The following is a 26,740-nucleotide window of genomic DNA, read 5'->3' on the forward strand; positions in this document are numbered from 1 at the left end:
CGTCCGATGTCCAGCCGCTTCGCCCGATCGATCAACCGGTTCCTATATTTCCCGATCATGCTCACCGCCCCAGATAAACTTCGACGACGCGCTCATTGGCGCTGACCTGATCGAGCGGCCCTTCGGCCAGCACCGCACCTTCGTGCAGCACAGTGACCTTGACGCCGAGTTCGCGGATGAACCCCATGTCATGCTCGACCACGATCACCGAATGGTCCCTGGCGATCTCCTTGAGCAGCACCGCCGTTTCGGCCGTCTCGCCATCGGTCATACCGGCGGCCGGCTCGTCGACGAGCAACAGCTTCGGGTCCTGAGCCAGGAGCATGCCGATCTCGAGCCACTGCTTTTGCCCATGCGAGAGTGAACCGGCGAGACGGCTGCGCGCATCCCCCAATTTGATGATGCCGAGAATATTGTCGATGCGCTTCTGGTCGGTTGCCGCCGTCTTCCAGAACAGGGTTCTGGCCACCGTGCGTTGCGACTTCAGCGCCAGCAGGATGTTGTCCTCGATGCTGTGGAAGTCGAACACGGTCGGCTTCTGGAACTTGCGGCCGATGCCGAGATTGGCGATTGCGGCCTCGTCGAGCCTGGTCAGGTCGACCGAGCCGCCAAACATCACCGTCCCCTCGTCCGGCCTGGTCTTGCCGGTGATGATATCCATCATCGTCGTCTTGCCGGCGCCGTTGGGCCCGATGATGGCCCGCATCTCGCCCGGCGCGATCACCAGCGAAAGCCCGCGGATCGCCTTGAAGCCGTCGAAGGAGACACTGACGCCATCGAGATAGAGCAGTGAGGAGGTGAGCGCTGCATGGGCCGGGATCATGCGCGTCACTCCGCCGGGACCGGTTCGGCCAGCGGGGCGGCTGGCTCGCGCTTGCGCCGCCTCCCCCACCAGTCCTGCGCCGTGCCGAGAATGCCCTTGGGCATGAACAGGGTGACGAAGACGAAGAGGGCTCCGAGCGCGAAGAGCCAGTAGGGCGCCATGAAGCCGGAGGTGAAGACCGTCTTGGCGTAGTTCACCACGACCGCGCCCAGCGCCGCGCCGACCAATGTGCCGCGCCCGCCAACCGCGACCCAGATCACGGTCTCGATCGAGTTGGCCGGAGCAAATTCGCTGGGGTTGATGATGCCGACCTGCGGCACGTAGAGCGCGCCTGCGACGCCAGCCATGCAGGCCGAGACGGTGAAGACGAAGAGCTTGAAACGGTCGACCCGGTAGCCGAGGAAGCGCGTGCGCGATTCGGCGTCGCGGATCGCGATGACGACCTTTCCGAGCTTGGAATCGACAATGCCGCGGGCGATCAGGAAGCCGGCGATCAGCATCACGCAGGTCATCGCAAACAGCGCCGCGCGCGTCGCCTGCGCCTGCACGTTGAAGCCCAGGATGTCCTTGAAGTCGGTCAGCCCGTTATTGCCGCCAAAGCCCATGTCGTTGCGAAAGAAGGCCAGCAGCAGCGCATAGGTCAGCGCCTGGGTGATGATCGAGAGATAGACGCCGGTGACGCGGGACCGGAAGGCGAACCAGCCGAAGACGAAGGCGAGCAGCCCCGGCACCACCAGCACCATCAGCATGGCGAAGGGGAAGGAGGAGAAGCCGTACCAGTACCAGGGCAGTTCGTGCCAGTTCAGGAAAACCATGAAGTCGGGCAGGATCGGATTGCCATAGACGCCGCGCGAGCCGATCTGGCGCATCAGATACATGCCCATCGCATAGCCGCCGAGCGCGAAGAAGGCGCCGTGGCCAAGCGAGAGAATGCCGCAATACCCCCAGACGAGGTCGAGCGAGATCGCGAGCAGCGCATAGCAGAGGTATTTGCCCCAGAGCGACATGGTCGAGGTCGGGACATGAAGGACCGAGTTCTCCGGCAGCAGCAGATTGGCGAGCGGGACCAGCACCGCCAGTGCGACCAGAAGTCCGAGGAAGATGAGGCCGCGCTTGTCGAGCCCCTGGATGAGAAAGCGGGTGATCATGCCTCCACCGCCCGGCCCTTCAGCGCAAACAGGCCGCGCGGGCGCTTCTGGATGAACAGGATGATGAAGACGAGCAGTGCGATCTTGCCGAGCACCGCGCCGGCATAGGGTTCGAGCAGTTTGTTTGCGACGCCGAGCGTCATCGCGGCGACGAGCGTGCCCCAGAGATTGCCGACGCCGCCGAAGACGACGACCATGAAGGAGTCGATGATATAGCCTTGGCCGAGATTGGGGCTGACATTGTCGATCTGCGACAGCGCAACGCCGGCCAGCCCCGCCACGCCGGAGCCGAGCCCAAAGGTCAGCGCATCGATCCGGCCGGTGCGAATCCCCATGGCCGCCGCCATCCGCCTGTTCTGCGTCACTGCGCGCATCTGCAACCCCATCGGCGTGAGCTTCAGGATGGCCAGCAGGGCGGCGAAGACGAGCCCGGCGAAGACGATGATCCAAAGCCGGTTCCAGGTGATCGCAAGCCCGCCTATCTCGAAGACCCCCGCCATGAAGGCCGGTGCCCCGACCTCGCGATTGGTCGGACCGAAGGCGGTGCGGACCGCCTGCTGCAGGATCAGGCTGATGCCCCAGGTCGCGAGCAGCGTCTCCAGCGGCCGTCCGTAGAGGAAGCGGATGACGCCGCGCTCGATCGCGACACCGACCAGCCCCGCGACGAGAAAGGCCGCCGGTAGCGCAATGGCGAGCGAATAGTCGAACAGGCCTGGAACGCGGGCGCGGATCACCTCCTGGACCACGAAGGTGGTATAGGCGCCGAGCATCACCATCTCGCCATGGGCCATGTTGATCACGCCCATCACGCCGAAGGTGATGGCAAGCCCGATCGCGGCGAGCAGCAGGACAGAGCCGAGCGAAAGCCCGTACCAGAGATTCTGCGCCGCGCGCCATAGGGCGAGCTTGCCCTCGATCTCGGAGATCGCCCGCACCTGCGCCTCCTTCAGCGACTGCGGAACGTCGCCCGGCAGGGAGCGCAAGGTCGCCAATGCATCCTGGTCGCCACGCTCGCGCAACACATCGATCGCGCCGAGCCGGTCGAAGGGCTGTGCGTCGGCCTTGCTGATCAGGATCGCCRCCTGCGCCTGGCGCAGCGCGATCCTCGCCCGATTGTCGGTCTCCTTGGCGATGGCGCCCTCCAGGACCGGCAGCACCGAGGCGTCGCGCGATTTGAAGACCGCCTCGGCGGCGGCGGCGCGCCGGGCCGGATCGGGATTGAGCAGGCCGAGCCCACCCAGCGCCGCCTGAATCACGCGCCTGACATTGTTGTTGAGCCTGACAGCGCTGACACCTGCCGGCTCGGCAGGGAGCGGCTGGCCGGTCCGCGCATCGCTGAAACCGCCTGTCCCGGTCCTGATCGCGACCGCCCCGCCGCCCGCGAGCAGCCGCCCCTCGGCGAGCGCCTCGATGATCACGGCCGCGTTCGGATGAGCGGTCTGAACCAGGATCTCGACCGCCCGCGCCGTGTCGGAGAAGCTGTCCGCCCCCAGCCGGGTAAAGGCCTCGTCGGCGCCCTGGGCGAAGGCTGCGCCCGGCGCGAGCAGGAGAGCCGTCGCGACCACGATCATGCGCAGCAATCTGGACAGGAGAAGCATCGGCTCGCTCTTCATGACGCGCTCAGATCGGGACCTCAGCTCTCATCCCGGGAACCGCGCAGACGGAACCTCGGGGATGCGCGCTGCCTTGCTTGCGAGAGCCGCCGCAGGTCGCGGCAGAAAATGAGGGGCGGCCGGGCGTTATTCGCCCGTGCCGCCCCTCCCCCTCATGACCTCACGCGCCGCCGCACTTGCTGGTCTTGACGTTGAAATTGCCGCATTTCTTCTCAACCCAGTCGCCGACCAGATCCTTGGAGCCATCGAGTTCCTTCGACCAGGCGTCGCCGGGCACGAGGCCTGTCTTCGAGACGACGTCGAATTGGCCATCGGCCTTGATCTCGCCGATCAGGACCGGCTTGGTGATGTGATGGTTGGGAAGCATCGTCGAGACGCCGCCGGTCAGGTTCGGCGCCTCGATGCCGGGCAGTGCATCGATGACCTTGTCCGGATCGGTCGACTTGGCCTTCTCGACCGCCTTCACCCACATGGCGAAGCCGATGACATGGGCTTCCATCGGATCGTTGGTGACCGCCTTGTCGTTCTTCTTGAAGGCCTTCCACTGCTTGATGAAGGCGTCATTCTCCGGGGTCTTCACCGACTGGAAGTAATTCCAGGCGGCGAGATGGCCGACCAGCGGCTTGGTGTCGATGCCTGCAAGCTCTTCTTCGCCGACCGAGAAGGCTACGACGGGAATGTCGGTCGCCTTGATGCCCTGGTTGCCSAGTTCCTTGTAGAAGGGCACGTYGGMGTCGCCGTTGATGGTSGAGAYCACCGCGGTCTTCTTGCCGGCCGAGCCGAATTTCTTGATGTCCGACACGATCGTCTGCCAGTCGGCGTGGCCGAACGGTGTGTAGTTGATCATGATGTCCTCGGCCTTGACGCCCTTGGACTTCAGATAGGCCTCGAGGATCTTGTTGGTCGTGCGCGGATAGACGTAGTCGGTGCCGGCGAGCACCCAGCGCTCGACCTTCTCTTCCTTGGCAAGGTAATCGACGGCCGGGATCGCCTGCTGGTTCGGCGCGGCGCCAGTGTAGAACACGTTGCGCTCACTCTCCTCGCCCTCGTACTGCACGGGATAGAACAGGATCGAGTTCAGCTCCTTGAAGACGGGCAGAACCGATTTGCGCGAYACCGAGGTCCAGCAGCCGAAAACGGCGGCGACCTTGTCCTTGTTGATCAGCTCGCGCGCCTTCTCGGCGAAGAGCGGCCAGTTCGAGGCCGGGTCGACCACGACGGCCTCGAGCTTCTTGCCGAGCACGCCGCCCTTCTTGTTCTGCTCCTCGATGAGCATGAGCATGACGTCCTTCAACGTCGTCTCGGAGATCGCCATCGTGCCCGAGAGAGAGTGGAGGATGCCGACCTTGATGGTCTCCTGCGCGGCGACCGGCAGGAACGACCCCAGGAATGTTGCGCCCGCCAGTGCGGCGCCCAATACGACGCGACGAGTAGTATTCACGGCCTGATCTCCCGAACACTTTTGTTGGCGCGCTCCCCTCGAGCGCTGACTGGCCTTGCCGGCCTGTTCAGGAAGGTTCGCAAGCGACGTGCCAACCGGGGCAAGCACGCAAATCCGTGTCATCAGGACGAAATCGAAGACAATTTCTGCCAATCATCTCGCGCTGCACGCAACGATGCTGCAATCGCGAAGGGACTGCTCATTTTTTAGACAGAAACCGTGCCTGCCCTTTTTGCAGCCCGCACGCCCGCACAGTCGAGCCCGGAAACGCAGTGGTTTCGACGAAGGGGACAGCGTAAATTTTAGCATTTACGAAGTAAGGAGAATCGCCTTAGCCTCTCTCTTGTCGGTAACAACTGAAAGGAGGTGATCCAGTGTCTCATTGTCATCAACCGCTGGTGCAAAGCGGGCGGACCTGGACTCATTCCCTGTGGGAGTCTTGTTCCGCGTGAGTTTTCGCACCTTCAGGTCCGGTTCGCCGGGCCGCGGTTCGACAATGGAAGGGCTGCCCGAAAGGGCGGCCCTTCTCGTTTCCGGGAGCAGCCCTGCAGTCCCGGTTCTGGCGCAGCAGCTCCGGACGTGGCACAGAGGCCACGTGTTTCTTCATTCTCATTCCCATCAGACGAGTTTAGCCCGTGTCATCGCTCGCGCCTGAACCGAGCCGCGAGGCGATTCTCGACTTCATCGAGAGCGAGCGCCTTGCCGGCCGCGAAGTCGGCCGCCGCGAGATCGCCAAGGCTTTTGGCCTTTCGGGCGGAGGCAAGATCTGGCTGAAGCGCATGCTCAAGGATCTCGCCGAGGAAGGCGAACTCGGCGGCGACGGCAAGGACAGGCCGGTTCATCCGCGCGGCGCCCTGCCCCCCGTACTGCTATGCGAGATCAAGGCCCGGGATCGTGACGGCGACCTTGTTGCCGCCCCGCTCGAATGGAACGAGGCCGATGAAGGCGCTCCGCCCAGGATCCTGGTGGAACGCCCGCGCGAAATCCGCTCGCGCAAGCTCGCCTCCGCCGCTGCCGGGGTCGGCGATCAGGTTCTGCTCAAGCTCACCCGCCTCCGGGGCATGGACGGCTTCGCCTATTCCGGCCGCGTGCTCAAGATCATGGGCAAGGGCAAGGCGCAGGTGCTCGGCATCTTCCGCGCCCTGCCCGACGGCTCGGGCCGGCTGATCCCGGTCGACAAGAAGGCCCAGGGCCGCGAGGCGCTGATCCCCAAAGGGCAGACCGGCGATGCTCAGGACGGGGACCTTGTCTCGGTTTCGCTGCGGCGCGAAGGCCGCTTCGGCCCGCCGGAAGCGCGGGTGCGCGAACGGCTGGGCTCGCTGAAATCCGAGCGCGCCGTCAGCCTGATCGCAATCCATACCCACGGCATTCCCAACGAGTTCTCCCCTGCGACATTGGCGGAGGCAGAAGCCGCCCCGCACGCCAGCACAGCGGGCCGCGAGGATTGGCGCGCCCTGCCGCTGATCACCATCGATCCCGCCGACGCCAAGGACCATGACGACGCAGTCCATGCTGCGCCCGACACCGACCCGGCCAATGAAGGCGGGTATGTCGTCACGGTCGCGATTGCCGATGTCGCATCTTACGTCCGCCCGGGCTCCGCGCTCGACCGCGAGGCGCTGGAGCGGGGCAACTCGGTTTATTTCCCCGACCGCGTCGTGCCGATGCTGCCCGAGCGCATCTCCAACGATCTCTGCTCGCTGCGCGGCGGCGAGGACAGGCCGGCACTCGCCGTCCGCCTCATCCTGAAGGCCGACGGCTCGAAGAAGAGCCATAGCTTCCACCGCATCATGATGCGCTCGGCGGCGAAGCTCTCGTATCAGCAGGTTCAGGCCGCCATCGACGGCAAGCCGGACGACCTGACCGGCCCGATCCGCGAAAGCGTCCTGATGCCGCTCTGGGCGGCCTATGGCGTCGCCTCCCGCGCCCGCGATCAACGCCAGCCGCTCGACCTCGATCTGCCCGAGCGCAAGCTGATCCTCAAGCCCGACGGCTCCGTCGACCGTGTCATCGCGCCCGAGCGGCTGGCCGCGCACCGGCTGATCGAGGAGTTCATGATCCTCGCCAATGTCGCCGCCGCCGAGACATTGGAGAAGGCTGGCAGCCTGCTGATCTATCGCTGCCATGACGAGCCGTCGCTCGAGAAGATGCGGGCACTCGGCGAAGTGCTGGCCTCGGTCGGCATCAAGCTGCCGAAGGATGGCGCACTGCGCCCCGTGCTGTTCAACCGCATCCTCGCCATGATCAAGGGCTCGGAGAACGAGCTCTTCCTGAACGAGGTGATCCTGCGCACCCAGGCACAGGCCGAATATGTCGCCGAGAATTACGGACATTTCGGGCTCAACCTGCGCCGATATGCCCATTTCACCTCGCCGATCCGGCGCTATGCCGACCTCATCGTGCATCGTGGCCTGATCTCCGCCTTGAAACTCGGCGATGACGGAATGCCCAAAGCGACCACGCTCGCCGAACTCCGCGAGACCGCGACCCGGATCTCGGCCGCCGAGCGCCGCGCCATGGCGGCCGAACGCGAGACCACCGACAGGTTGATCGCCCATTTCCTTGCGGACCAGATCGGCTCGAGCTTCGACGGACGCATCGGCGGCGTGAACCGGGCCGGCCTGTTCGTGAAGCTCGACGGCACCGGAGCAGACGGTTTCATCCCGGCCTCGACGCTGGGCGGCGACTATTATCGCTACGACGAAGCGGCGCATGCTCTGACAGGTGAGCGCACAGGCGAGAGCTGGCGCCTCGGCGATCGTGTCCATGTCCGMCTCGTCGAAGCCGCCCCCGTCGCCGGCGCGCTGCGCTTCGAATTGCTCTCCGAGGGTCGGCGTGTGACATCGGGCCACTCTGGCAAAAGCGGCCCGAGGCGACCATTGTCCGGCCGAGCCAAGGGCAAGCCCCCCTTCGGCAAGGCGAAGCCGGGCAAGAGGCGATGATGTCGGTTCAGGTTCACAGTTCCATCGACCAGCCGGTCGAGCGCGACTGGCGTTTGGCGATCCGCCTCGGCCTGATGTGCCGCTGCCCCCATTGCGGCGAAGGCCGGCTGTTCCGGGGCTTCCTGAAGTCCGTCGACCGCTGCGAGGCATGTGGCGAGGCGCTGCACCACCAGCGTGCCGATGATCTGCCGCCCTATATCGTCATCACCATTGTCGGCCACGTCATCGTCGGCGGCCTGGTGCTGGTCGAGAAATATGCGGAATGGCCGATGTGGTTGCATATGGCGGTCTGGCTGCCGCTGACACTGTTCCTGTCGCTCGTGCTGATGCAACCGGTCAAGGGCGGGGTCATCGGCCTGCAATGGGCCATGCGCATGCATGGCTTCGACAACGCACCTCCCCTGCCCGAGCGCCAGCCCGGCACATCCATGGCATCCCGGCAATGAACGACAACGCCGTCATCCTGACTCAGGCAGAGCGCAGCCGGACCGCGACCAACACCCGGCCGCATGACGCTGCGACGATGTTGATCCTCGATCGGAGCGGCGCAGCCCCCCGGGTGCTGATGGGCAAACGCCACCTCGGACACAAGTTCATGCCTGGCAAATTCGTCTTCCCGGGCGGACGCGTCGACGCCGGCGATCGGCGCATGGCAGCAACCGGCGCGATTCCGCAGATCTGCGAGGACCGGTTGGCCAAGCGCACGGTGCGCCCCAGCCCGAACAAGGCCCGAGCGCTGGCCATGGCCGCCATCCGCGAGACCTTTGAGGAGACCGGCCTGCTCTTCGGCTCGGATGAGTTCGGAGTGCCCGAGAATCCCCCGGAAGGCACCTGGACCGAATTCGCCAGCCATGGCGTCTATCCCGATCTCAGCGCCGTAACCTTCGTCGCGCGTGCCGTCACACCGCCGCGGCGCCCGAAGCGCTTCGACACGCGTTTCTTCGTCGTCGACTACGATGCGCTCGGCGGCAGCGTCGAGGGCGTCACCGGCCCTGATTCCGAGCTGATCGAACTGGTCTGGGTCAATTTTGATGAAGCGAGGCAGCTCGACCTGCCGACGATTACCCAGGTCATCATCAAGGAAGTCGAGGCCAGGATAGCAGCCGGCTTCAGCCCGTATCTCCCGGTGCCCTATTTCTGGGAGAAAAACCTGAATTTCGTGCGCGAGGAACTCTGACAGGTTGCCCCTGAGGCAAACTGTTCGCTCCGTCCGGGCATTCTTTCTTGACTTCGCCACTGGCTTGCGGCATCTCCCCGGGAACGGTTTGCCGGGTTCCCCCGGCCATTTTGTTTTATGAGGGCCAGACCGCGGCCCGCCAGGCTCGAGGACGGAACCCATGGCCAAGGCCGTGACCATCAAGATCAAGCTGCTGTCGACGGCGGATACCGGCTTCTTCTACGTGACGAAGAAGAACTCCCGCACGATGACCGAAAAGATGTCGAAGAAGAAGTACGACCCGGTCGCGCGCAAGCACGTCGAGTTCAAGGAAACCAAGATCAAGTGATCCTGGTCGCCTTTTCGGCATAACCAAAGTTCAAGGAACCGCCCGTGATCCGGGCGGTTCTTTTTTGCCTACGATTCGGTCCTGTTCAGAACACCTGTCTGGGCACGAACAGGCAGAACGGCTTCTGCGACGGAGCAATCACGCTACCGGTCAGGGTTCCACCCCGCCGGCAAATATGAAAGCGGCCATCCTGGGACGCACGCGTCGCCCCCTCAGGGATGAAATAGCCGTCATAGGTCAGGTAGCCGCCGGGCACGATCCGGGGATCCGGCTCGCGCGCGTCGACATCCTGGCCCATGGGCCAGCAGTCTTGGTCGCTGCAACAATCGTATGGATACCAGCTATGTGCATGGACAAGCCCTCCGCCCGGCAGAAACGCCGCGAGGCAGAGCGCCAATGCGAGAATACGCATGGGTCGCTCCCCGTTTGAGGATCTCAGGCCAGCCTCTTCTGCCCCGGGTCCCACCGGAGTCGAATCTCCAAGAGACTATCACGAACTGGCGCGGACGGGGATGCGCATGCTGCATCGCAGCATAAACACATTCCAGCGAGCTTCACTGGCAGGAATTGCGGCTCGGGCCGCCCCGCGCCCAAGTCTTCCGCCGACCTTCGGGGCTTGCCGAATGGCTCCGCTCCCCCCATTTTCGACGCGGACAATCTCCAGTCGCGATGCGGAGTTTCGTGTGAGCAGCGGTGACAAGAAGGCGGCACGTCCCGCCAGGCCGCACGGAGCGGTGCGTGAATTCCTGAAGCTGATCGTCGAACTCGATTCCTCGCGCTTCGCGTCGAGCAGAATCAAGGCTGGGCTGATGCTGCTTGGCCTGCTCGCGGCTTTCGGCCTGTTCGGCTACGCCGTCGCGGCCGGGCTGTCGCACTATCTCTGATCGCGCGACTGGGGGGAGTGGTGGCCGGCCGGCTGCGGTTCTGATGAGGCCAGATGTCCCGCGGCCGACCGACCGAGCCCATCGGATTCCCAGGAGATGCGGCGGACCTGAGCTCCCGAGGGGCATATCGGGCAGCCCAAGGCGGGCTGCGTTGGAAATGACCCTACGCACCCGCCTTTCGATTGCAATTGAATCAGATCGATTCTCGAATCTTCATCGATGGTTAACCCTACCTGGAAAGGTTTACAGGGTTGGTTTACGCCGCACTGGCGACGATCACGCGGTTCCGGCCGCTTTCCTTGGCGCGGTAAAGCGCATCATCCGCCCGCTTCATCATCTCGGCCGGCGAGAGATCGCCGGCGCGCCGGCTGGCGACGCCGATTGAAACGGTGACGCCGATCGTCCGTGAGTTGCGCTGGATGGTGAAGGGCTCGACCTCGACCTTCTCCCGGATTCGCTCGGCCACGGCGAAGGCCGCATCCAATGTCGTATCCGGCAGTACGACGACGACCTCCTCGCCCCCCAGGCGGGCGACGAGATCGATGCCGCGCGTGCAGGCGCGCACCCGGTCCGCGAACTCGCGCAGCACCTCGTCGCCGGCGTCATGCCCCCAACTGTCGTTGACGACCTTGAAGCGGTCGACATCGAGGACGAGCATGGCAAGCGACCGGGCTCTGAGTGCCGATTCGTCGAAAAGGGTGCTGAGGCGGCTRTCGAGATAGCGCCGATTATGCAGCCCGGTGAGCTGATCCATCACCGCCATTTCCATGGAGGACTGGACACTGTCGCGCAGGCGCTCGGTGAAGCGCTTGCGACGAATCTGCGTGCGCACCCGCGCCAACAGCTCGTTACGGTCGACCGGACGCATCAGGAAATCATGTGCACCGATCTCCAGCCCGCGCAGGATGCGAGCGCGGTCCTCGGCCTCGCCGAGCAGCAGCACCGAGACGTTGCGGGTCCGCTCCAATGAGCGCAGCTGGCTGCACAGCCTGAGGCCGTCATGGTTCTGCAGGTCGAGACTGACGAGGATGGCTTCGAAATCGCCCTCGGCCGCCTTGGCGAGAGCCAGGTTCGGGTCTGCCTCGACCTCGACGCTGTGAAACGTCGACAGCGCGCTGGAGAGCCGCTCGGAAGCCGTGGGACGATCTTCGATCAGCAGGACGCGGCCGTTCAGCCCGGTCTCGGACGCCGCTGCAGCCAGCGGGTCGGCGATACCGAGACGCCGCGATGCGATTGCCCGGTGGCGCAATTCGTCGGTGACCGACTTCAGCCGCACGAGGCTGCGCACCCGGGCGAAGAGGGCGGCATCGTCGATCGGCTTGGTCAGAAAATCATCGGCTCCGGCATCGAGCCCTTTCAGCCGATCGCTCGGCTGATCGAGTGCGGTCACCATCACGACGGGGATATGGGCCGTGGTCGGGCTGTTCTTCAGCCGCCGGCAGGCCTCGAACCCGTTCAAGCCCGGCATCATGACGTCGAGCAGCACGATATCAGCCTCGCCGCGCTCGCAGATCGCCAGGGCGTCGACCCCGTTGAGGGCCGTCGTCACGTCAAAATATTCCGCCGACAGCTTGGCCTCGAGCAGCTTCACATTTGTGAGGATGTCATCGACGACCAGGACACGCGCAGACATGGAGCCGCTCCCGCCGCTCAGGCCGCGCCGGCATAGGCGCGTACCGTTTCCAGGAACTTGGCAACCGAGATCGGCTTCGAGAGATAGGCCTCGCAGCCGCCCTCCCGGATCCGCTCCTCATCTCCCTTCATTGCGAAGGCGGTCACCGCGATCACGGGAATGGATTTGAGCGTGTCGTCTTCCTTGATCCACTTCGTGACCTCCAGACCCGAGACTTCGGGAAGCTGGATATCCATCAGGATCAGATCGGGATGATGGGCGCGCGCCAGCTCGATAGCCTCTATGCCATCGGCCGTCTTCAGCGTCGCATAGCCATGCGCCTCGAGAAGATCGTTGAAGAGCTTCATGTTGAGCTCGTTGTCCTCGACGATCAGGACCGTCTTCGTCATGCCGTTCCCCTGTTTCGCCTCGGAAGGCGTCGGTCTATTCCAGGCTTTCCAAGCCGACAGCTCCGTTCGATGATCATCCTAGCACGCCAGCCGTTGACGAAACGCAAACCTGATCCTGGACCCGACAACCGACCATGCCACGCTCGATCGCTTCACCCGATGCTGAAACCCTTGCCTTGCGCGCATTGGGCTTCCTCGCTGCCGATTCCGCGCGAATCGAGCCATTTCTGGCCGCAACGGGGCTTGGGCCGGAGACATTGCGTGCAGCAGCCGGCGAGCCCGGCTTCCTGGTCGCGGTGCTCGATCACCTTCTCGGCAACGAATCGCTCCTGCTCGAATTTGTCGGAAATTTAAGCCTGAATCCGGAAATCATTGGGCAGGCGCGGGAAACCCTCGCTGGCCCGCACCATGGTGACGATGCTTGACAGAAGAGCATGACCGGCCGCGCCAGGCGCCTGCGTTCTGCCGCGATTGCCTCACTGACAATGACGGCGCGGCGGGAGCCTCACGCCGCTGTCGCGCCTGCGGCTCGCCGCGCCTGATCTGCCACCCCGAACGGGACAGCCTGAGCCTCGCTCATATCGACTGTGACGCCTTCTACGCCGCGGTCGAGAAGCGGGACGATCCGTCCCTGCTCGACAAGCCGGTGATCATCGGCGGCCGCAAGCGCGGCGTCGTCTCGACGGCCTGCTATATTGCCCGCACATACGGTGTGCGTTCCGCCATGCCGATGTTCCAGGCCTTGAAGGCCTGCCCGGAAGCAGTCGTGGTGAAGCCCAACATGGCGAAATATGTCGCTGTCGGGCGCGAGGTCAGGCAGCTGATGCGGGAACTGACCCCTCTGGTCGAACCGCTATCGATCGACGAGGCCTTCCTTGATCTCTCGGGCACCGAGCGGCTGCATCACGCCAGCCCGGCCATCACGCTGGCGCGCTTCGCCAGGCGGATCGAAAACGAGATCGGCATCACCATTTCCGTCGGCCTGTCCTACGCCAAGTTCCTGGCCAAAGTCGCCTCCGACCTCGACAAGCCGCGCGGCTTTTCCATCATCGGCCGCGGTGAAGCCGTCGCCTTTCTCGCGGACAAACCCGTCAGCCTGATCCCGGGCATCGGCAAGGCAAGCGCAGCCAAGCTGGCCGAATCCGGCTTTCGTCTGATCGGCGATTTGCGGGACGCGCCGACCGAGGCGCTGTTCCGGCTCGCCGGCAAGGACGGACCGCGGCTGAAGAACCTCGCCAATGGCATCGACGCCCGCAAGGTGACGCCGGATCACGAGACCAAGAGCGTCTCCAGCGAAACTACGCTTGATGTCGACCTCTCCCGGTTCGACGAGCTGGAACCGATTCTCTGGCGCCTGTGCGAAAAGACCTCGAAGCGCCTCAAGGCCCAGGAGCTTGCCGGGCGAACCGTCACCTTGAAGCTGAAGACGGCAGAGTTTCATTCGATCACGCGCGCGAGCCGCCTGCCCGAACCAACGCAGCTCGCCGGGCGCCTCTTTGCGGCTGGACGCGAACTGCTGAAACGCGAATGCACCGGGCAGCGCTACCGGCTGATCGGCATCGGCGCGAGCGATCTCACCGGCCCCGAGGAGGCCGACCATGGCGACCTCGCCGACGTTGCCACGCCGCGTCTCAAGGCCATGGAGGGCGCGCTCGACAAGCTCCGCGCCCGCTTCGGCGATGATGCGATCGGAAAAGGCCTGAGCCTGCGCAGCCCGGACCGACCGCCATCGGGGACCAAGTCTACTTCGCGCAATCCTGATGAGGCAGAAGATCCAGACGCGTGAGCGTGCCGCGCAACGCGAAACTGCCATAGTCCATCCGGACCGCGCCGGTGACACCATTCTCATACAGTTCGAACGAGATCGAATAGGCCGGCGTGACCTCGCCTGAACCGACCTTGTAATAGGATACGGTGACCGGCCAGCGTGTCAGTTTCTCGAATTCCGGGCGCCTCAAGGGCGCCTCGCTCGGCGGCRTTTCGATGTGCTTGCCGATGACGGAGAGCGTGTCATAGACCTCTTTGCCGCTATTGGCGYCGTCATAGAGCCGCACGCTAAAGGTGTTCCGGCCCGCTCGCGCCGCCAGGATCAGCGCTTTCATCTGCGCATTGGGGAACAACGCGTCGCCGGCCTCACGATGCGTCTCCGCCTTGGGAGCGGTCAGCTTGACCTCATAGCCGTCGGCTCCCGACTTCTTCGCAGTGCCGTCGACGACTTCGGTCGGCGCGCCACTTGCGGAACTCTCGGTCTTGAAGCGGTAGCTCTGGCCGTCCCCTGCTTCGAAGCTCGTCGTCCGGGCATCGATCGTGCGCGGCCCGCCCTCACTGGTGAGCTGGGTCACCTGCCGGAAGGAGAGTGCATAACCCTCGCAGGCATCGCCGGTGAAGTCGAAGGCGATGCGCCCGCGGGCCGCCTCGATGTTCTTGGCCGGTTTCCCATCGTCGAGCACGAGATCATAGACTGCGCGGTGCGGCACCAGGACGACGCGATCCCCTGGTTTGGCCTGCGCCGGAGCGGCCGTTGGCAATGCCATCAGCAGCAGCGTCGCAGCGCCCGCTGAGCCCAGGAGACCGAAACCGATTCTGTTCATTTGCCCGCCGCCTTGCTGCACCTGATCGATGAGTCTAGTGCAATGCGGCAATGGCGCAAACAAGGCGCGCCTCGCGGCGAGCCACGCCCATGGCACAACCCCGCTTGGCAGGTCCCGCGCTTGCGGCTTACCCGGCCATCGGCCATGTAGGAATCCTGCGTCGCCGCAGCTCTGGGCCGAAGCCCGGGCGGGCTACCGCGCAGATGATCCGACTCGACCGAGCGCCAGGAGCCTGACCCGATGAGCGAAATCGAAGCCAACCTCGCTGCACTGGGCATCACCCTGCCCGCTCCCGCCGCGCCTGTGGCGAACTATGTGCCCTATGTCATCACCGGCAACCTGCTGGTGATCTCCGGACAGATCTGCTTTGGCCTCGACGGCAAGCTCTCCGACAAGCACAAGGGCAAGCTCGGCGCCGAGATCTTCAACGAAGCCGGGCTCGAGGCCGCGCGCCTCTGCGCGATCAACGTGCTGGCGCAGGCCAAAGCCGCGCTTGGCGGCGATCTCGAGCGCATCAGACGCTGCGTCCGGCTTGGCGGATTCATCAACGCGACCCCGCATTTCTCGGCGCTTCCCGCGATCATGAACGGCGCGTCCGATCTGATGGTCCAGGTTCTCGGCGATCGCGGCCGCCATGCCCGCTCGACCGTCGGCGTCGCCGAACTGCCGGCAGATGCCGCTGTCGAGGTCGAGGCGATGTTCGAGATCGCCTGATGAGCGCGCGTCCTTCCCTCGACTGGCTGGTCGCGCGGCCGATCGCGCATCGCGGCCTGCATGACCTCGCCGCCGGCCTGATCGAGAACAGCATCTCGGCGGCAGACGCCGCCATTGCCGGCACCTTCGGCATCGAATGCGACATCCAGCTCAGCGCCGATGGCGAAGCCATGGTGTTTCACGATTTCGTGCTCGATCGGCTGACGGCTGAGACCGGCAATGTCAATGCCAGGACGGCGGATGCGCTTGCCGCGATTTCACTGAAGGGCAGCAGCGACAGGATTCCGACCCTCGACGCGTTTCTTGATCGGATCGCCGGCCGCGTGCCCCTGGTGATCGAGGTCAAGAGCCGCTTCGACGGCGATCTCGCGCTGACGCGACGCGCTGCCGAAATCGTCGCCAGGCGCTCCGGTCAGCCGATCGTCTTCAAGTCCTTCGATCCGGCGATCGTCACTGCCCTGCGCGAGCTCGCTCCGGCGATCCCGCGCGGCATCGTGGCCATGAACGAATATGCCTACTCCGACTATGACCGGCTCGACGCGCGCCAGAAGCACGCGCTCGCGAACCTGCTGCATTTCGAGGAAAGCCGCCCCGATTTCCTGTCCTGGAAGGTCGCGGATCTGCCAAGTGCCGCCCCGTTCCTCTGCAACAAGGCACTTGGCCTTCCGCTGATGAGCTGGACGGTGCGCACCCCCGAGGATCGGGAAACAGCCCGCGTTCACGCCGACCAGATGGTCTTCGAAGGGTTCCGCCCTTGAGTGCAGGTCGCGACCGCAACGACCTGCGGGTCCGGGTCGCGACCTCGTTGAAATCCGTGCCGGCGGAAGCCTGGGACGCCTGCGCCAACCCGCATGCGGCCAGCGTGCCTCCGCCTGCACGACTTGAATCAAGCTGCGAAGCAACCGATTCACTTTCTCAACGAGACACAGATAACCCCTTCGTCTCTCACGCCTTCTTGAGAGCCCTGGAAGAAAGCGGCTGCATCGGCGGCCGCTCCGGCAGGTCTCCCGCCTATCTCCTCGTCGAGGACGGCGACGACCGGCTGCTCGCGGCGGCACCGAGTTTCGTGAAGGGTCACAGCCAGGGCGAATATGTCTTCGATCATGCCTGGGCCGACGCCTATGAACGGGCCGGCGGGCATTATTATCCCAAGCTCCAGGTCGCCGCGCCTTTCACCCCCGCAACGGGTCCCCGCCTGCTCGCGGCGGACGGGCCGCGCACCGGCGAAGCACGCGCCGGCCTGATCGCCGGGCTGGAGGCCCTGCGCGACCAGACACGCTCCTCTTCGATCCACGTCACCTTCACGCAGGAGCCCGATCTCGGTGCACTGATCGAGGCGGGCTATCTCGAGCGCCACGATCTCCAGTTCCACTGGGGCAATGACGGTTTCGCGACCTATGACGATTTCCTCGCCACCCTTGCCTCGCGCAAGCGCAAGGCGCTGAAACGCGAGCGGCGTGAGGCGCTTTCGGCCGGCATCACGGTGGAGGTTCTCAGCGGCTCCGGCCTGACCGAGGCGGTCTGGGATGATTTCTTCGCCTTCTATCAGGATACCGGCTCGCGCAAATGGGGCCGGCCCTATCTGAACCGGCGCTTCTTTTCACTGGTCGGGCAAGCACTGGGCGAGCGCATCGTGCTGGTCATGGCCCGCCGCGCTGGGCGCTATATCGCAGGCGCCATCAATTTCCGCGGAGCGAACACGCTCTACGGCCGCAACTGGGGCTGCATCGAGGACCACCCCTTCCTTCATTTCGAGCTCTGCTACCACCAGGCGATCGACTACGCGATCGCACATGGGCTCGCCCGCGTCGAAGCCGGTGCCCAGGGCGAACACAAGATCGCGCGCGGCTATCGCCCCGTCATCACGCGCTCGGCCCATCACCTCGCCGATCCCGGTCTGCGCCGCGCAGTTTCGGCCTATCTCGGGACCGAGCGCGAGCATATTGCAGCCGCCTGCGAGGCGCTCACGGCGGAGAGCCCGTTCCGCAGGGATGGACGCACAGATGAAGTGTGACAGCGGCKGCGTCCATCCTGCGCGAGAGGTCACATTCTGCGACGACGCAGTGCTCGGCTACGATCGCAGCCGCACCGCCTTCGCGTCCGGGGAGCCGCTGCTGCTCGACGACGCGTATCGCCTCACCCACTTGCCGCTGGTTGCCCCGCATCACCCGGGCGTGATCGCAAATCTGCCGGGGCGCTTCTACGACATGGGACGGCACCCGTCGGTCTTCTCGCTCGTGCTGCCGGTCGACGATGCCGCGCTGCGTGCCTCGCCCGCGTTCATCGCCATGGAATCCGAGCTGAAGACCGCGCCATTCGCCGCAAAGATCGCCTGGGATATCCTGCCGAGGCGCGCCGAGCGCCTGCACGCCACCCTCTGCGGCTCGCTTGGCACGGACGTTCCGCCGTCCATCGATCCCGCTGCTCGRGCAGCGCTCGGCGATCTCGGTCGCCTCACCGTCGAACTGCGCGGCCTGTTCTCCGGAAACGTCAATCGTGGCCGGCTCTATCTGCGCGCCTATCCGGAGCAGCGCCGCGGTCAGAACGTCTTTCATGCCATTCAATCTGCGCTCGGTCGGCAGCAGACCGATCTCTACGTCGTCGGCCTCTACAATCTGACCGACGACCTTTCCCCCGCCGAGGCCGCTGCGCTTGCCGGCATCGTGGAGCGCTGGTGGCATCGGCCGCTCCTGCGTTTCGAGGCGCGCGACCTCTGGCTGCTTGGCGCGCGCGACGATCTCGTGCTGGATGCCGCAATCATCGAGACGCTGTCTCTTGACGCTGGGCGGCAGCGCACCTCACCCTGACAGCATCTTTCCTGTAGAACGGACCGGCCAACGATGACCGCCTATGATTCTGCCAATGTCTTCGCCAAGATCCTGCGCGGCGAGCTGCCCAGCCACAAGGTCTATGAGGACGACGAGACCGTCGCCATCATGGACATCATGCCCCGTGCCGACGGGCACGTCCTTGTCCTCCCCAAGGCCGCCTGCCGCAATGTGTTCGATGCGCCGCCGGACGCGCTCAAGGCAGTGGCGCTGACGACCCAGAAGCTCGCCCATGCCGTGAAGAGCGCCTGCGCAGCCGACGGCATCACCATCCAGCAGTTCAACGAGCCGGCTGGCGGCCAAGTCGTGTTCCACCTGCATGTCCATGTCATGCCGCGCTGGGACGGCGTTGCGCTTCGCCCCCATACGGGTGCGATGGAGGCGAATGAAGTGCTTGCTGCGAACGCCGAAAAAATCCGGGCCGCGCTAAAAAATATCTGAAGGCATGTCACAGGCGTTGGGCCTGCCTCGTCTTGCTTCCATCAGACACAGATGGAGAAGATCATGCCCCAACGCCTCAATGTCTTCCAGGTTGCTCCGGCCGCGGTCAACGCCGTCCTGGGAATGCAGAACTATGTCGAAGAGTGTGGGCTGGAGCACAGCCTGCTCGAACTGGTGAAGATGCGCGCATCGCAGATCAACGGCTGTGCCTATTGCCTGCACATGCACTCGGCCGATGCGCGCAAGGCCGGCGAGACCGAAGCGCGGCTCTATCTGCTGAGCGCCTGGCACGAGTCGGAACTCTACACCCCGCGCGAGCGCGCTGCCCTGCGCTGGACCGAGGCGTTGACCCGCTTATCCGAAGCCAGTGCGAGCGACGAGGCCTTCTCCGAATTGCGCGAGCATTTCAGCGAAGCCGAAGCGGTCAATCTTTCGGTCGCGATCGGAGCGATCAACACCTGGAACCGCATCAATGCCGGCTTCCGAGCCCGGCACCCGCAGGATCGCCAACGGTCCGCGGCTGCCTGAGGCCGCCTCGCGCAGGGATCCTGCGCAAGAAATCCGAGAGTCCGCTGTCGCGGGCTCTCGCTCACCTGCGAGATGGCATTCATGACCCTGCAGACCGCGTTCGAACAGCATCGGCGCTTCCTGACCCGACTTGCGTATCGAATGCTGGGCTCCGTCAGCGACGCCGAGGATATCGTCCAGGATGCCTGGCTGCGCTGGCACGAGGCCAGTCGCGACGAAATCTCGAACCCTCGCGCCTATCTCGCCCAGGTAGTGACGCGGCTCTGCCTCGATCAGATGAAATCGGCCCGCAGCCGCCGCGAATTCTATGTCGGGACCTGGCTACCGGAACCGCTCGTCGAAAGACTCGGCAGCGCCGAGGTCGCCGATGACGAGCTCGATGCCCCCATCGCCCTGATGCTGGCTCTCGAACGCCTGTCTCCATTGGAGCGGGCGGCTTTCCTTCTGCACGACATCTTCGACATGGACTTCACCGAGATTGCCGCAATGCTGGAGCGCAGCGAGGCCGCCTGCCGTCAGCTCGCCAAGCGCGCACGCGACCATGTCCGGCTCGACACGCCGCCGCGCAACAAGGTTTCCCGGGAGGAGGCCGCGCGCTTCGCCGAGGCCTTTTTCAAGGCGTCACATCAATCCGACCCGACGATGTTGCAGCGTCTGCTCGCCCAGGATGTCGTCCTGCACAGCGATGGCGGCGGCAAGGTCCAGGCCGTGTTCAAGCTGATCTTCGGCGCGGACAAGGTCGCTCGTTTCTTTGCGCGCCTCTCCCACGCACTGACCCAGCGCAACGTCTCGACGACCAGCTATGAACCTGTACTGATCAATGGCCTGCCCGGCTATGTCAGCCTGGAGAACGGCCAGACCCTGCAGGCAACGGCGCTCGACATCCGCGACGGGCTGATCCACGCCATCTACGTGGTCCGCAATCCCGACAAGCTGCGCCATCTTCAGCAGCCTGGTCCCTGAGGGACCTGTCAGGCCGCCTGGCTCAGCATCCAGCCGCCGCCGATCAGCACCGCCTCGCCGACAATGACGGCGAGAAAAACGCGCCGTCGGTCGAACAGGACGATGGCCAGCGTCGCCGCCAACGCTCCGACGCGCAAGGAGAGCGGCAAGGCCGCGAGCGCGCCTGGCGGCGCGATGATCAACTTGGCGACGACCCCGGCGAGCAACGCCGTCGCCACCGCCCTCACCCATTCCAATGCCGGCGAATCGGCGTTGATGCGCCGTGCGAAGGCGACTGCGAGCCAGCGCCAGATCTCGGTCGGCAGGGAAGCGAAGAGCAGCAGCGCGAGATAGGGCCAGAATGGGCCGTCGAGCAGCGGGATCGGCTGTGTCATGCGCGCCGCGCCCCGATGCGCTGCACGGCAAAGGCGATGCTGCCGCCGATCAGGCCGGAGACGATCAGATCGAAGCCGCTACCCATCAGACGGTCGAAGATCGGCGCCAGCGCAAGGCCAAGCCCCATCGCGATGAAGTCCCCGCGGTGGCGGATACCGGCAGCGATCGATGCGAGGAAGAAGATCGGGGTCAGGCAGAGCAGCCCGGCAGCAAGCGGAAGCGGAAGCGCTCCAACGAGGTAATAGCCTGCATAGGTGCCCGCTGCGCTCACCATCATGCAGGCATTGGCGAAGCCGAGGAAATAGGCCACGCGCTGGTGCGGCGCGATCCCCGGCAGGCGGCGCAGGCCCTCGGTCCAGGCGGTAACGGCAACGTAATGCGCGAGCAGCAGCTGCATCGCGATGCCTTGCCCCGGCCGGCGCAGCAGCGGCAGGATCGCCACCGTCATCGGCAGGAAGCGCAGCGAGGCAAAGCCGATCGCAAGCGCGATCGCGCTCCACGCAGCCCCCGCCGCGATCGATGCGAAGAAGATCACCTGCGACGGCCCGGCCCAGACCAGCATGGTCGAGAGCACAGCGACATCGACGGGATAGCCGACATCGCGCGCCAGCGAGCCGACACCGACGAGTCCAAAGCCGACAACCCAGGCCGGCAGCGACAGCGCATCGCGTATCCCGGCYAGGGCGGTGCGCTGCCAGCTCCAGTCGGCCGATACGCTCATGAGAGATTCTGCACGCCTGACGGGTCGGTCACTCGAAAAGCCGCACCGGCCTGAGATGGCCGGGCGGGCCCCGTTCTAAACGCTCGCGCGCGGGAAGCCGACATCCGGCATCGCGCGGTCACCCTTGCACAGCCTGCAAAGGCAAGGGGTGGCTCTCAGGTGCCACCCTTCATCACGATGCCGATCAGCTCGTTGCCGAAATCGATGATTTCCTTCGGCACGCCGCCAACCGACTTGATACCGAGATAGATCAGATAGCCGAAGGCCGGCACGAGGATCCAGCCAAGGATTTCCTCGAACAGCACGCGCCGCCGGCGGCGGCGCGCACGCTTCTCGAACCAGCCAAGTTTTTCCTTGGCAGGCTGTACCGGGGCTTCGCCGCTGGTCTGGAGCGCGGCAGCTTGGGTCTTGCGTCGAAAGAACACGGTCTCAGGCCTTCGTCAGCGGGACCTTCGGCACGGTACGAATGGCGCGTTGCGCCGCCTTGGGCGGCTCGGCCGGGCCACCGCCCTTGCCGTCTCCGCCCTTCGGCGCCCGGCGTGTGCCGGGCGTGCCCGGCTTCGCTGAGCCCTTCGCCTTTGCCCGCGGCGTGCGCTTCTCGGCCGCCGCCGCCACGTCCTTCTCCGGCTTGGGCTTGACCGGCCCGTCGGGGAATTCGAGCCCCAGCACCTTGATGCCGGTCTCGGACTGAACGACGACGACCTTGACCGCCCCACCACCCTTCAGGCGCCCGAACAGGACCTCGTCGGCGAGCGGTGTCTTGATCGTCTGCTGGATCAGGCGAGCCATCGGCCTCGCCCCCATCGCCTCGTCGTAACCGTTCTCGACCAGCCACTCGCGCGCTTCGTCGGTGAGCTCGATCGTGACATTGCGATCGGCGAGCTGAGCTTCGAGCTGGAGCACGAACTTGTCGACGACACGCGCCACCACCGTCTTCGGCAGATGGCTGAAGGAAATTACCGAATCCAGCCGGTTGCGGAACTCCGGCGCGAACAGGCGGTTCACCGCCTCGGTATCGTCCCCCTCGCGCTTGGCCCGCGTGAAACCATAGGCTGCGCGTGCCATGTCGGCGGCACCGGCATTGGTCGTCATGATCAGGATGACGTTCCTGAAATCGACCTGCTTGCCGTTATTGTCGGTCAGCTTGCCGTGATCCATCACCTGCAACAGGATGTTGAACAGGTCGGGATGGGCCTTCTCGATCTCGTCGAGCAGCAGCACCGAATGCGGATGCTGGTCGACCTGATCGGTCAGAAGCCCGCCCTGATCGAAGCCGACATAGCCGGGAGGTGCGCCGATCAACCGCGAAACCGTGTGGCGCTCCATATATTCCGACATGTCGAAGCGGATCAGCTCGACGCCGAGCGACGCGGCGAGCTGGCGCGCCACTTCGGTCTTGCCGACGCCCGTCGGGCCGGCAAACAGGTAGCAGCCGATAGGCTTTTCGCCATCACGCAGGCCGGCACGGGCCAGCTTGATCGAGGACGACAGCGCCTCGATCGCCTTCTCCTGGCCGTAGACCGTGCGCTTCAACGTGTTCTCGAGATTGCGCAGAACCTCGGCGTCGTCCTTGGAGACGGTCTTGGCCGGGATACGCGCCATGACCGCGACCGCAGCCTCGATCTCCTTCACGCCAATGGTCTTCTTGCGCTTGCTCTCGGTCAGCAGCATCTGCGAGGCGCCGGTCTCGTCGATCACGTCGATCGCCTTGTCCGGAAGCTTGCGGTCATGGATGTAGCGCGCCGACAGCTCCACCGCCGCCTTGATGGCGTCATTGGTGTAGCGGAGCTTGTGGAACTCCTCGAAATAGGGCTTCAGCCCCTTCAGGATCTCGATCGTGTCCGGCACCGACGGCTCGTTGACGTCGATCTTCTGGAAGCGACGCACCAGCGCCCGATCCTTCTCGAAATACTGACGGTATTCCTTGTAGGTCGTCGAGCCGATGCAGCGCAGCGTACCCGAAGCCAGCGCCGGCTTCAGCAGGTTGGAGGCATCCATCGCCCCACCCGAGGTCGCGCCAGCGCCGATCACCGTATGGATCTCGTCGATGAACATGATCGCCTTGGGATGGGCCTCGATCTCCTTGATCACCTGCTTGAGGCGCTCTTCGAAATCGCCGCGATAGCGCGTGCCGGCCAGCAGCGTGCCCATGTCGAGCGAGAACACCGTCGCGTCCTCGAGAACCTCCGGCACCTCTCCGCGGATGATCTTCAACGCGAGCCCTTCGGCGATCGCGGTCTTGCCGACGCCGGGGTCACCGACCAGCAGCGGATTGTTCTTCTGCCGGCGGCAAAGGATCTGGATGGTGCGCTGCACCTCGGCCTCGCGGCCGATCAGCGGGTCGATGCGCCCGTCACGCGCCTTGCGGTTGAGGTTGACGCAATAGGCCTCGAGCGCGCTTTCCTTCTTCTTCTTGTCCTTGTCGGCATCGTTGCCCTGGTCGGCCCGCGACTCGCGCTGCTGCTGCTCGGGCTCTTCCTCGCTGCCGCGCACCGGCCGGCTCTCGCTCGCGCCGGGGCGCTTGGCGATGCCATGGCTGATGTAATTGACCGCGTCGTAACGGGTCATGTCCTGCTCCTGCAGGAAATAGGCGGCATGGCTCTCGCGCTCGGCGAACATCGCGACCAGCACATTGGCGCCGGTCACCTCTTCGCGACCGGAGGACTGGACATGGATGACCGCGCGCTGGATCACGCGCTGGAACCCGGCTGTCGGCTTGGAATCGTCGCGGCCATCGGTGACGAGATTGCTCAGCTCGGCATCGATATAATCGACGAGATTGCGCCTCAGCATGTCGAGATCGACGCTGCAGGCGCGCATGACGGCGGCAGCGTCCTGATCATCGACCAGGGCGAGCAGCAGATGCTCCAGCGTGGCGTATTCGTGATGACGCTCATTGGCGAGCGCCAGAGCCCGGTGAAGCGCCTGTTCGAGACTGCGCGAGAAACTCGGCACTGATGCGCTCCTATTCCGCTTTCAGGAGGATGATCGAATCCAAGACTACTTCTTCTCCATCACGCATTGCAGAGGATGCATGTGCTTGCGCGCCAGGTCCATCACCAAGGTGACCTTTGTCTCGGCGACCTCGTAGGTGAAGATCCCGCATTCGCCGACGCCGTTCTGATGCACATGCATCATGATCTGGGTCGCTTCGGCGCGGTCCTTGTTGAAGAACCGCTCGAGCACATGCACCACGAATTCCATCGGGGTGTAGTCGTCGTTGAGCAGGAGCACGCGATAGAGATTGGGCTTGCGTGTCCTGGTCCGCGTCAGCACGGCGGTGCCGGCCCCTTCGCGGCCACCGCCATCGACGGGAGAACTTGGGCGTTTCGGCCGATCGGCCATTGAGAGCGGCGCGCGCAGGTCTTCGCCGTCGCCCCGAGGCCCCGCTTCCGTTCCGCTTCCCATGGTCGCCGCTGTCTTCAAAGCTATCGTCCTGACGCTTCACCGCAGATAATGCGCCGCAAGAGAATTTACAGGCCTCTCCTCCCCTTCGCCAGTCCGTTCCATGCAGGTGGGGCACAAGCATGGCGGGCACGAAGGAATTTGTGGATGACACAGGCCGAAGGCCCCGCCACCGCATGTCCATGATTGGGAACAAGCAACCAGCGTGCCGGATCAGCGGCAGGAACTCGTCTCAACGAGACCGTCACGGAGCGCCCTCCCGGCCGAGGTCCGAGGAAATTGTCCGCCTGATATCCTGATATGTTGAAACCGGGCGCGACGGGCCGGGCCGCGCCCCTGGGCGCCCCGCGGCGTTCAGCCGCCGGCCTCGAACTTGGCCTTGTAGGCAGCCGCCTGGGTCAGGGAATCGATGCCGAAGCTGACCAGGCCGACCGCGGCGCGGCCTGCGACAGCCCTGACGACCGCGGCACCCGGCTCGACGCCGAAGCCTCCGCAGAGCTCGATCAGTTCGACGCCCTCGGCGATCAGGGACAGAGCAACGTCAGGGGCCGCTTCGGGCGTCGGCACGAAGACGATCGTCAGGCGCTCCGAGGCCGTTTCCCGCACGATACGATCGATGGCAGGGTCGCTGCCGTCCATGAGGATCATCGAGGCCCAGATATTCACGGCAGGTTCTCCCGGTCATTGGGGTGCGTTGCTGCCTGTACGGTCCAGGCAGAGTTTCCAGCAGATCGCTTCTGCTCCGGCAACGAGCCGCCACAGGAGCATCGCGGCAAATTGAATGCCCTAACGGAAGGGCAAATCAATGGAAAGCACGCCTGCGCTCTGCTCCCCCGGCCTGCGTTGCCCTGGCGATCAGCTGTTCGCCGGCCCGCTCCCCGGGACAGCCCATCGGCCCGCTACGAAGCGCCCATTCGGCCAGGCCGAGGCATGCCGGCCCTTCGCCGTCATGGAAGAGGCGAATGCCATTGCGCTCGAACACGTCCCGGACCTTCCGCAGATTTTCCGACCGGACGCCCGCCGTTGAAATTTCCATGCGGCGAATGGYGGAGAAGGAAACCTGCGCTTCCCTGGCAAGCGTAGGCGCCGACCAGTTCAGGAGCGCGCGCGCCGCCCGCACCTGCGCGGCGTGCAGCGGTGCCGTCTGCCGCGGTTGCGGACGGGCGTCGTGTTCATAGGTCGTGCAGCCAATCCACTCCCGAATCTCCCCGCTGGGTCCGCGCACCGGGAGCGCTCGTCCGGTGAGGGTGACATAATCCCCTTTCACGGTCCGGACCCTGATCGTGGCCTGATATTCCTTCTCCGTCGCGACCGCAGTCTTCCAGGCTTCGAGGAAGGTCCTTCGATCATCCGGGTGAATGGCCGCCAGTTCATCCCAGTTCCTGGCTTCCGCCGGTGACTGCCCCGTGAGCTTCGACCACTCCGTCGTCTCGACCAGCTTTCCATTCGGATAGGCGCGCCAGACGTGATCACCCAGCAGGCGAGAGAGCGCCTGCCGCCACATCGTCTCGAGATCGAGCGTCGTCATGAGCTCCTGAACATCGCTGACGTCCGTAATGACGCCGAACATCGCGACAGGGCGGCCGTTTCGATCGAAATGAGCCTGCCCCTTGCTGCGCAACCATCTCAGGCTGCCATCAGGGCGAATGATCGGAAACGTCCGGTCCTGGAGCCGCTTGTCTGCCGCGAGCCCGATGGCATTGCTGAAGTCCAGCTGGTCGTCCGGATGCACCAGGGACTGATAGAGATCGATCGTTGGCACCACCGCCGCGGCGTCCAGGCCGAGGATCCTGAAC

The 26,740-nt window shown here is 64.8% G+C and carries 29 protein-coding genes; 14 read left to right on the top strand and 15 right to left on the bottom strand.

All coding sequences use genetic code 11. The annotated features are described in order from the left end of the window. Positions 1–61 precede the first annotated feature (61 nt). The 4 genes from urtD to urtA form a co-directional block, all read right to left on the bottom strand. Positions 62–823, bottom strand: coding sequence for an urea ABC transporter ATP-binding protein UrtD (gene urtD / locus AC1DRP_RS09350; protein ID WP_441505994.1), 762 nt, complete (start codon positions 821–823; stop codon positions 62–64). A gap of 5 nt (positions 824–828) precedes the next feature. Continuing rightward, a complete protein-coding gene (urtC, locus tag AC1DRP_RS09355; RefSeq protein WP_476768363.1) occupies positions 829–1,971 on the bottom strand; it encodes an urea ABC transporter permease subunit UrtC in 1,143 nt (380 codons plus the stop codon). Further along, positions 1,968–3,584 (bottom strand): urea ABC transporter permease subunit UrtB, encoded by a 1,617-nt coding sequence (urtB, locus tag AC1DRP_RS09360; RefSeq protein WP_476768364.1) that lies wholly within the window; start codon positions 3,582–3,584, stop codon positions 1,968–1,970. Before urtB ends, urtC begins: the two co-directional genes overlap by 4 nt. A 160-nt stretch (positions 3,585–3,744) precedes the next feature. Beyond that, on the bottom strand, positions 3,745–5,025 hold the full coding sequence (gene urtA / locus AC1DRP_RS09365) for an urea ABC transporter substrate-binding protein (RefSeq protein ID WP_476768365.1): 1,281 nt from the start codon (positions 5,023–5,025) through the stop codon (positions 3,745–3,747). Between the two features lie 635 nt (positions 5,026–5,660). Here urtA and rnr point away from each other — a divergent pair. The 4 genes from rnr to rpmG all read left to right on the top strand — a co-directional run bounded on the left by rnr (position 5,661) and on the right by rpmG (position 9,472). After that, positions 5,661–7,967, top strand: a complete 2,307-nt coding sequence (gene rnr, locus AC1DRP_RS09370; RefSeq protein WP_476768366.1) for a ribonuclease R — start codon at positions 5,661–5,663, stop codon at positions 7,965–7,967. Further along, positions 7,964–8,413 carry a DUF983 domain-containing protein gene (locus AC1DRP_RS09375; RefSeq protein WP_476768367.1) on the top strand — a complete coding sequence of 150 codons (450 nt, stop codon included), beginning with the start codon at positions 7,964–7,966 and terminating at the stop codon, positions 8,411–8,413. The genes rnr and AC1DRP_RS09375 overlap by 4 nt, the downstream gene beginning before the upstream one ends. Continuing rightward, entirely contained in the window at positions 8,410–9,144 is a 735-nt protein-coding gene (locus tag AC1DRP_RS09380; RefSeq protein ID WP_441489678.1) for an NUDIX hydrolase, read from the top strand. Before AC1DRP_RS09375 ends, AC1DRP_RS09380 begins: the two co-directional genes overlap by 4 nt. Before the next feature lie 160 nt (positions 9,145–9,304). After that, positions 9,305–9,472, top strand: a complete 168-nt coding sequence (gene rpmG / locus AC1DRP_RS09385; protein WP_038367996.1) for a 50S ribosomal protein L33 — start codon at positions 9,305–9,307, stop codon at positions 9,470–9,472. Positions 9,473–9,557: 85 nt separating this feature from the next. Here the strand turns inward: rpmG and AC1DRP_RS09390 are convergent, their stop codons facing one another. Beyond that, positions 9,558–9,884 (bottom strand): hypothetical protein, encoded by a 327-nt coding sequence (locus AC1DRP_RS09390; protein ID WP_441506000.1) that lies wholly within the window; start codon positions 9,882–9,884, stop codon positions 9,558–9,560. Between the two features lie 271 nt (positions 9,885–10,155). Between AC1DRP_RS09390 and AC1DRP_RS09395 the strand changes: the two genes are divergently transcribed. After that, positions 10,156–10,356 (top strand): hypothetical protein, encoded by a 201-nt coding sequence (locus tag AC1DRP_RS09395; RefSeq protein ID WP_441489677.1) that lies wholly within the window; start codon positions 10,156–10,158, stop codon positions 10,354–10,356. A 256-nt stretch (positions 10,357–10,612) separates the two neighbouring features. Here the strand turns inward: AC1DRP_RS09395 and AC1DRP_RS09400 are convergent, their stop codons facing one another. Together AC1DRP_RS09400 and AC1DRP_RS09405 are read right to left on the bottom strand one after the other, a co-directional pair. Further along, entirely contained in the window at positions 10,613–11,989 is a 1,377-nt protein-coding gene (locus AC1DRP_RS09400) for a PleD family two-component system response regulator (RefSeq protein WP_476768368.1), read from the bottom strand. Between the two features lie 17 nt (positions 11,990–12,006). Then, entirely contained in the window at positions 12,007–12,378 is a 372-nt protein-coding gene (locus AC1DRP_RS09405) for a response regulator (protein ID WP_043232944.1), read from the bottom strand. A 134-nt stretch (positions 12,379–12,512) separates the two neighbouring features. Between AC1DRP_RS09405 and AC1DRP_RS09410 the strand changes: the two genes are divergently transcribed. Both AC1DRP_RS09410 and AC1DRP_RS09415 read left to right on the top strand, forming a co-directional pair. Beyond that, positions 12,513–12,803 carry a DUF3572 domain-containing protein gene (locus AC1DRP_RS09410; RefSeq protein WP_476768369.1) on the top strand — a complete coding sequence of 97 codons (291 nt, stop codon included), beginning with the start codon at positions 12,513–12,515 and terminating at the stop codon, positions 12,801–12,803. Continuing rightward, positions 12,800–14,164 carry a DNA polymerase IV gene (locus AC1DRP_RS09415; RefSeq protein ID WP_476768370.1) on the top strand — a complete coding sequence of 455 codons (1,365 nt, stop codon included), beginning with the start codon at positions 12,800–12,802 and terminating at the stop codon, positions 14,162–14,164. Before AC1DRP_RS09410 ends, AC1DRP_RS09415 begins: the two co-directional genes overlap by 4 nt. On the opposite strand, the gene AC1DRP_RS09420 is transcribed toward AC1DRP_RS09415, so the two are convergent. After that, a complete protein-coding gene (locus tag AC1DRP_RS09420; protein WP_476768371.1) occupies positions 14,121–14,969 on the bottom strand; it encodes a cell envelope integrity EipB family protein in 849 nt (282 codons plus the stop codon). The two genes, AC1DRP_RS09415 and AC1DRP_RS09420, sit on opposite strands and share 44 nt — an antisense overlap. Before the next feature lie 240 nt (positions 14,970–15,209). Between AC1DRP_RS09420 and AC1DRP_RS09425 the strand changes: the two genes are divergently transcribed. The 7 genes from AC1DRP_RS09425 (at position 15,210) to AC1DRP_RS09455 (ending at position 20,443) form a co-directional block, all read left to right on the top strand. Then, on the top strand, positions 15,210–15,683 hold the full coding sequence (locus tag AC1DRP_RS09425) for a RidA family protein (RefSeq protein WP_069880227.1): 474 nt from the start codon (positions 15,210–15,212) through the stop codon (positions 15,681–15,683). After that, positions 15,683–16,441 carry a glycerophosphodiester phosphodiesterase family protein gene (locus AC1DRP_RS09430; RefSeq protein WP_476768372.1) on the top strand — a complete coding sequence of 253 codons (759 nt, stop codon included), beginning with the start codon at positions 15,683–15,685 and terminating at the stop codon, positions 16,439–16,441. Before AC1DRP_RS09425 ends, AC1DRP_RS09430 begins: the two co-directional genes overlap by 1 nt. Further along, positions 16,438–17,697, top strand: coding sequence for a GNAT family N-acetyltransferase (locus AC1DRP_RS09435; protein WP_476768373.1), 1,260 nt, complete (start codon positions 16,438–16,440; stop codon positions 17,695–17,697). The genes AC1DRP_RS09430 and AC1DRP_RS09435 overlap by 4 nt, the downstream gene beginning before the upstream one ends. Beyond that, complete coding sequence (locus AC1DRP_RS09440; RefSeq protein ID WP_476768374.1) at positions 17,687–18,490, top strand: hypothetical protein; 804 nt, start codon at positions 17,687–17,689, stop codon at positions 18,488–18,490. The genes AC1DRP_RS09435 and AC1DRP_RS09440 overlap by 11 nt, the downstream gene beginning before the upstream one ends. Positions 18,491–18,523: 33 nt before the next feature. Then, on the top strand, positions 18,524–18,952 hold the full coding sequence (locus tag AC1DRP_RS09445; RefSeq protein ID WP_476768375.1) for an HIT family protein: 429 nt from the start codon (positions 18,524–18,526) through the stop codon (positions 18,950–18,952). Positions 18,953–19,015: 63 nt separating this feature from the next. After that, positions 19,016–19,480, top strand: a complete 465-nt coding sequence (locus AC1DRP_RS09450) for a carboxymuconolactone decarboxylase family protein (protein WP_476768376.1) — start codon at positions 19,016–19,018, stop codon at positions 19,478–19,480. A gap of 81 nt (positions 19,481–19,561) precedes the next feature. Beyond that, positions 19,562–20,443: a sigma-70 family RNA polymerase sigma factor gene (locus AC1DRP_RS09455; protein ID WP_476768377.1), complete on the top strand. Its 882-nt coding sequence runs from the start codon at positions 19,562–19,564 to the stop codon at positions 20,441–20,443. A gap of 8 nt (positions 20,444–20,451) precedes the next feature. On the opposite strand, the gene AC1DRP_RS09460 is transcribed toward AC1DRP_RS09455, so the two are convergent. The 7 genes from AC1DRP_RS09460 to AC1DRP_RS09490 all read right to left on the bottom strand — a co-directional run. Then, positions 20,452–20,817, bottom strand: a complete 366-nt coding sequence (locus tag AC1DRP_RS09460; protein ID WP_476768378.1) for an AzlD domain-containing protein — start codon at positions 20,815–20,817, stop codon at positions 20,452–20,454. Then, entirely contained in the window at positions 20,814–21,539 is a 726-nt protein-coding gene (locus tag AC1DRP_RS09465) for an AzlC family ABC transporter permease (RefSeq protein WP_476768379.1), read from the bottom strand. Before AC1DRP_RS09465 ends, AC1DRP_RS09460 begins: the two co-directional genes overlap by 4 nt. A 155-nt stretch (positions 21,540–21,694) precedes the next feature. Continuing rightward, complete coding sequence (locus AC1DRP_RS09470) at positions 21,695–21,964, bottom strand: hypothetical protein (protein WP_441489663.1); 270 nt, start codon at positions 21,962–21,964, stop codon at positions 21,695–21,697. Between the two features lie 4 nt (positions 21,965–21,968). Next, positions 21,969–24,494: an ATP-dependent Clp protease ATP-binding subunit ClpA gene (clpA, locus tag AC1DRP_RS09475; protein ID WP_476768380.1), complete on the bottom strand. Its 2,526-nt coding sequence runs from the start codon at positions 24,492–24,494 to the stop codon at positions 21,969–21,971. Between the two features lie 45 nt (positions 24,495–24,539). Further along, positions 24,540–24,884 (bottom strand): ATP-dependent Clp protease adapter ClpS, encoded by a 345-nt coding sequence (clpS, locus tag AC1DRP_RS09480; protein ID WP_043233033.1) that lies wholly within the window; start codon positions 24,882–24,884, stop codon positions 24,540–24,542. A gap of 414 nt (positions 24,885–25,298) precedes the next feature. Further along, positions 25,299–25,610 (bottom strand): DUF6506 family protein, encoded by a 312-nt coding sequence (locus tag AC1DRP_RS09485; protein ID WP_441489661.1) that lies wholly within the window; start codon positions 25,608–25,610, stop codon positions 25,299–25,301. Between the two features lie 136 nt (positions 25,611–25,746). After that, the coding region (locus tag AC1DRP_RS09490) for a PAS domain-containing protein (RefSeq protein ID WP_476768381.1) at positions 25,747–26,740 on the bottom strand (994 nt) is incomplete at its 5' end.

The organism is Allobosea sp. 01N443 (assembly GCF_056399325.1).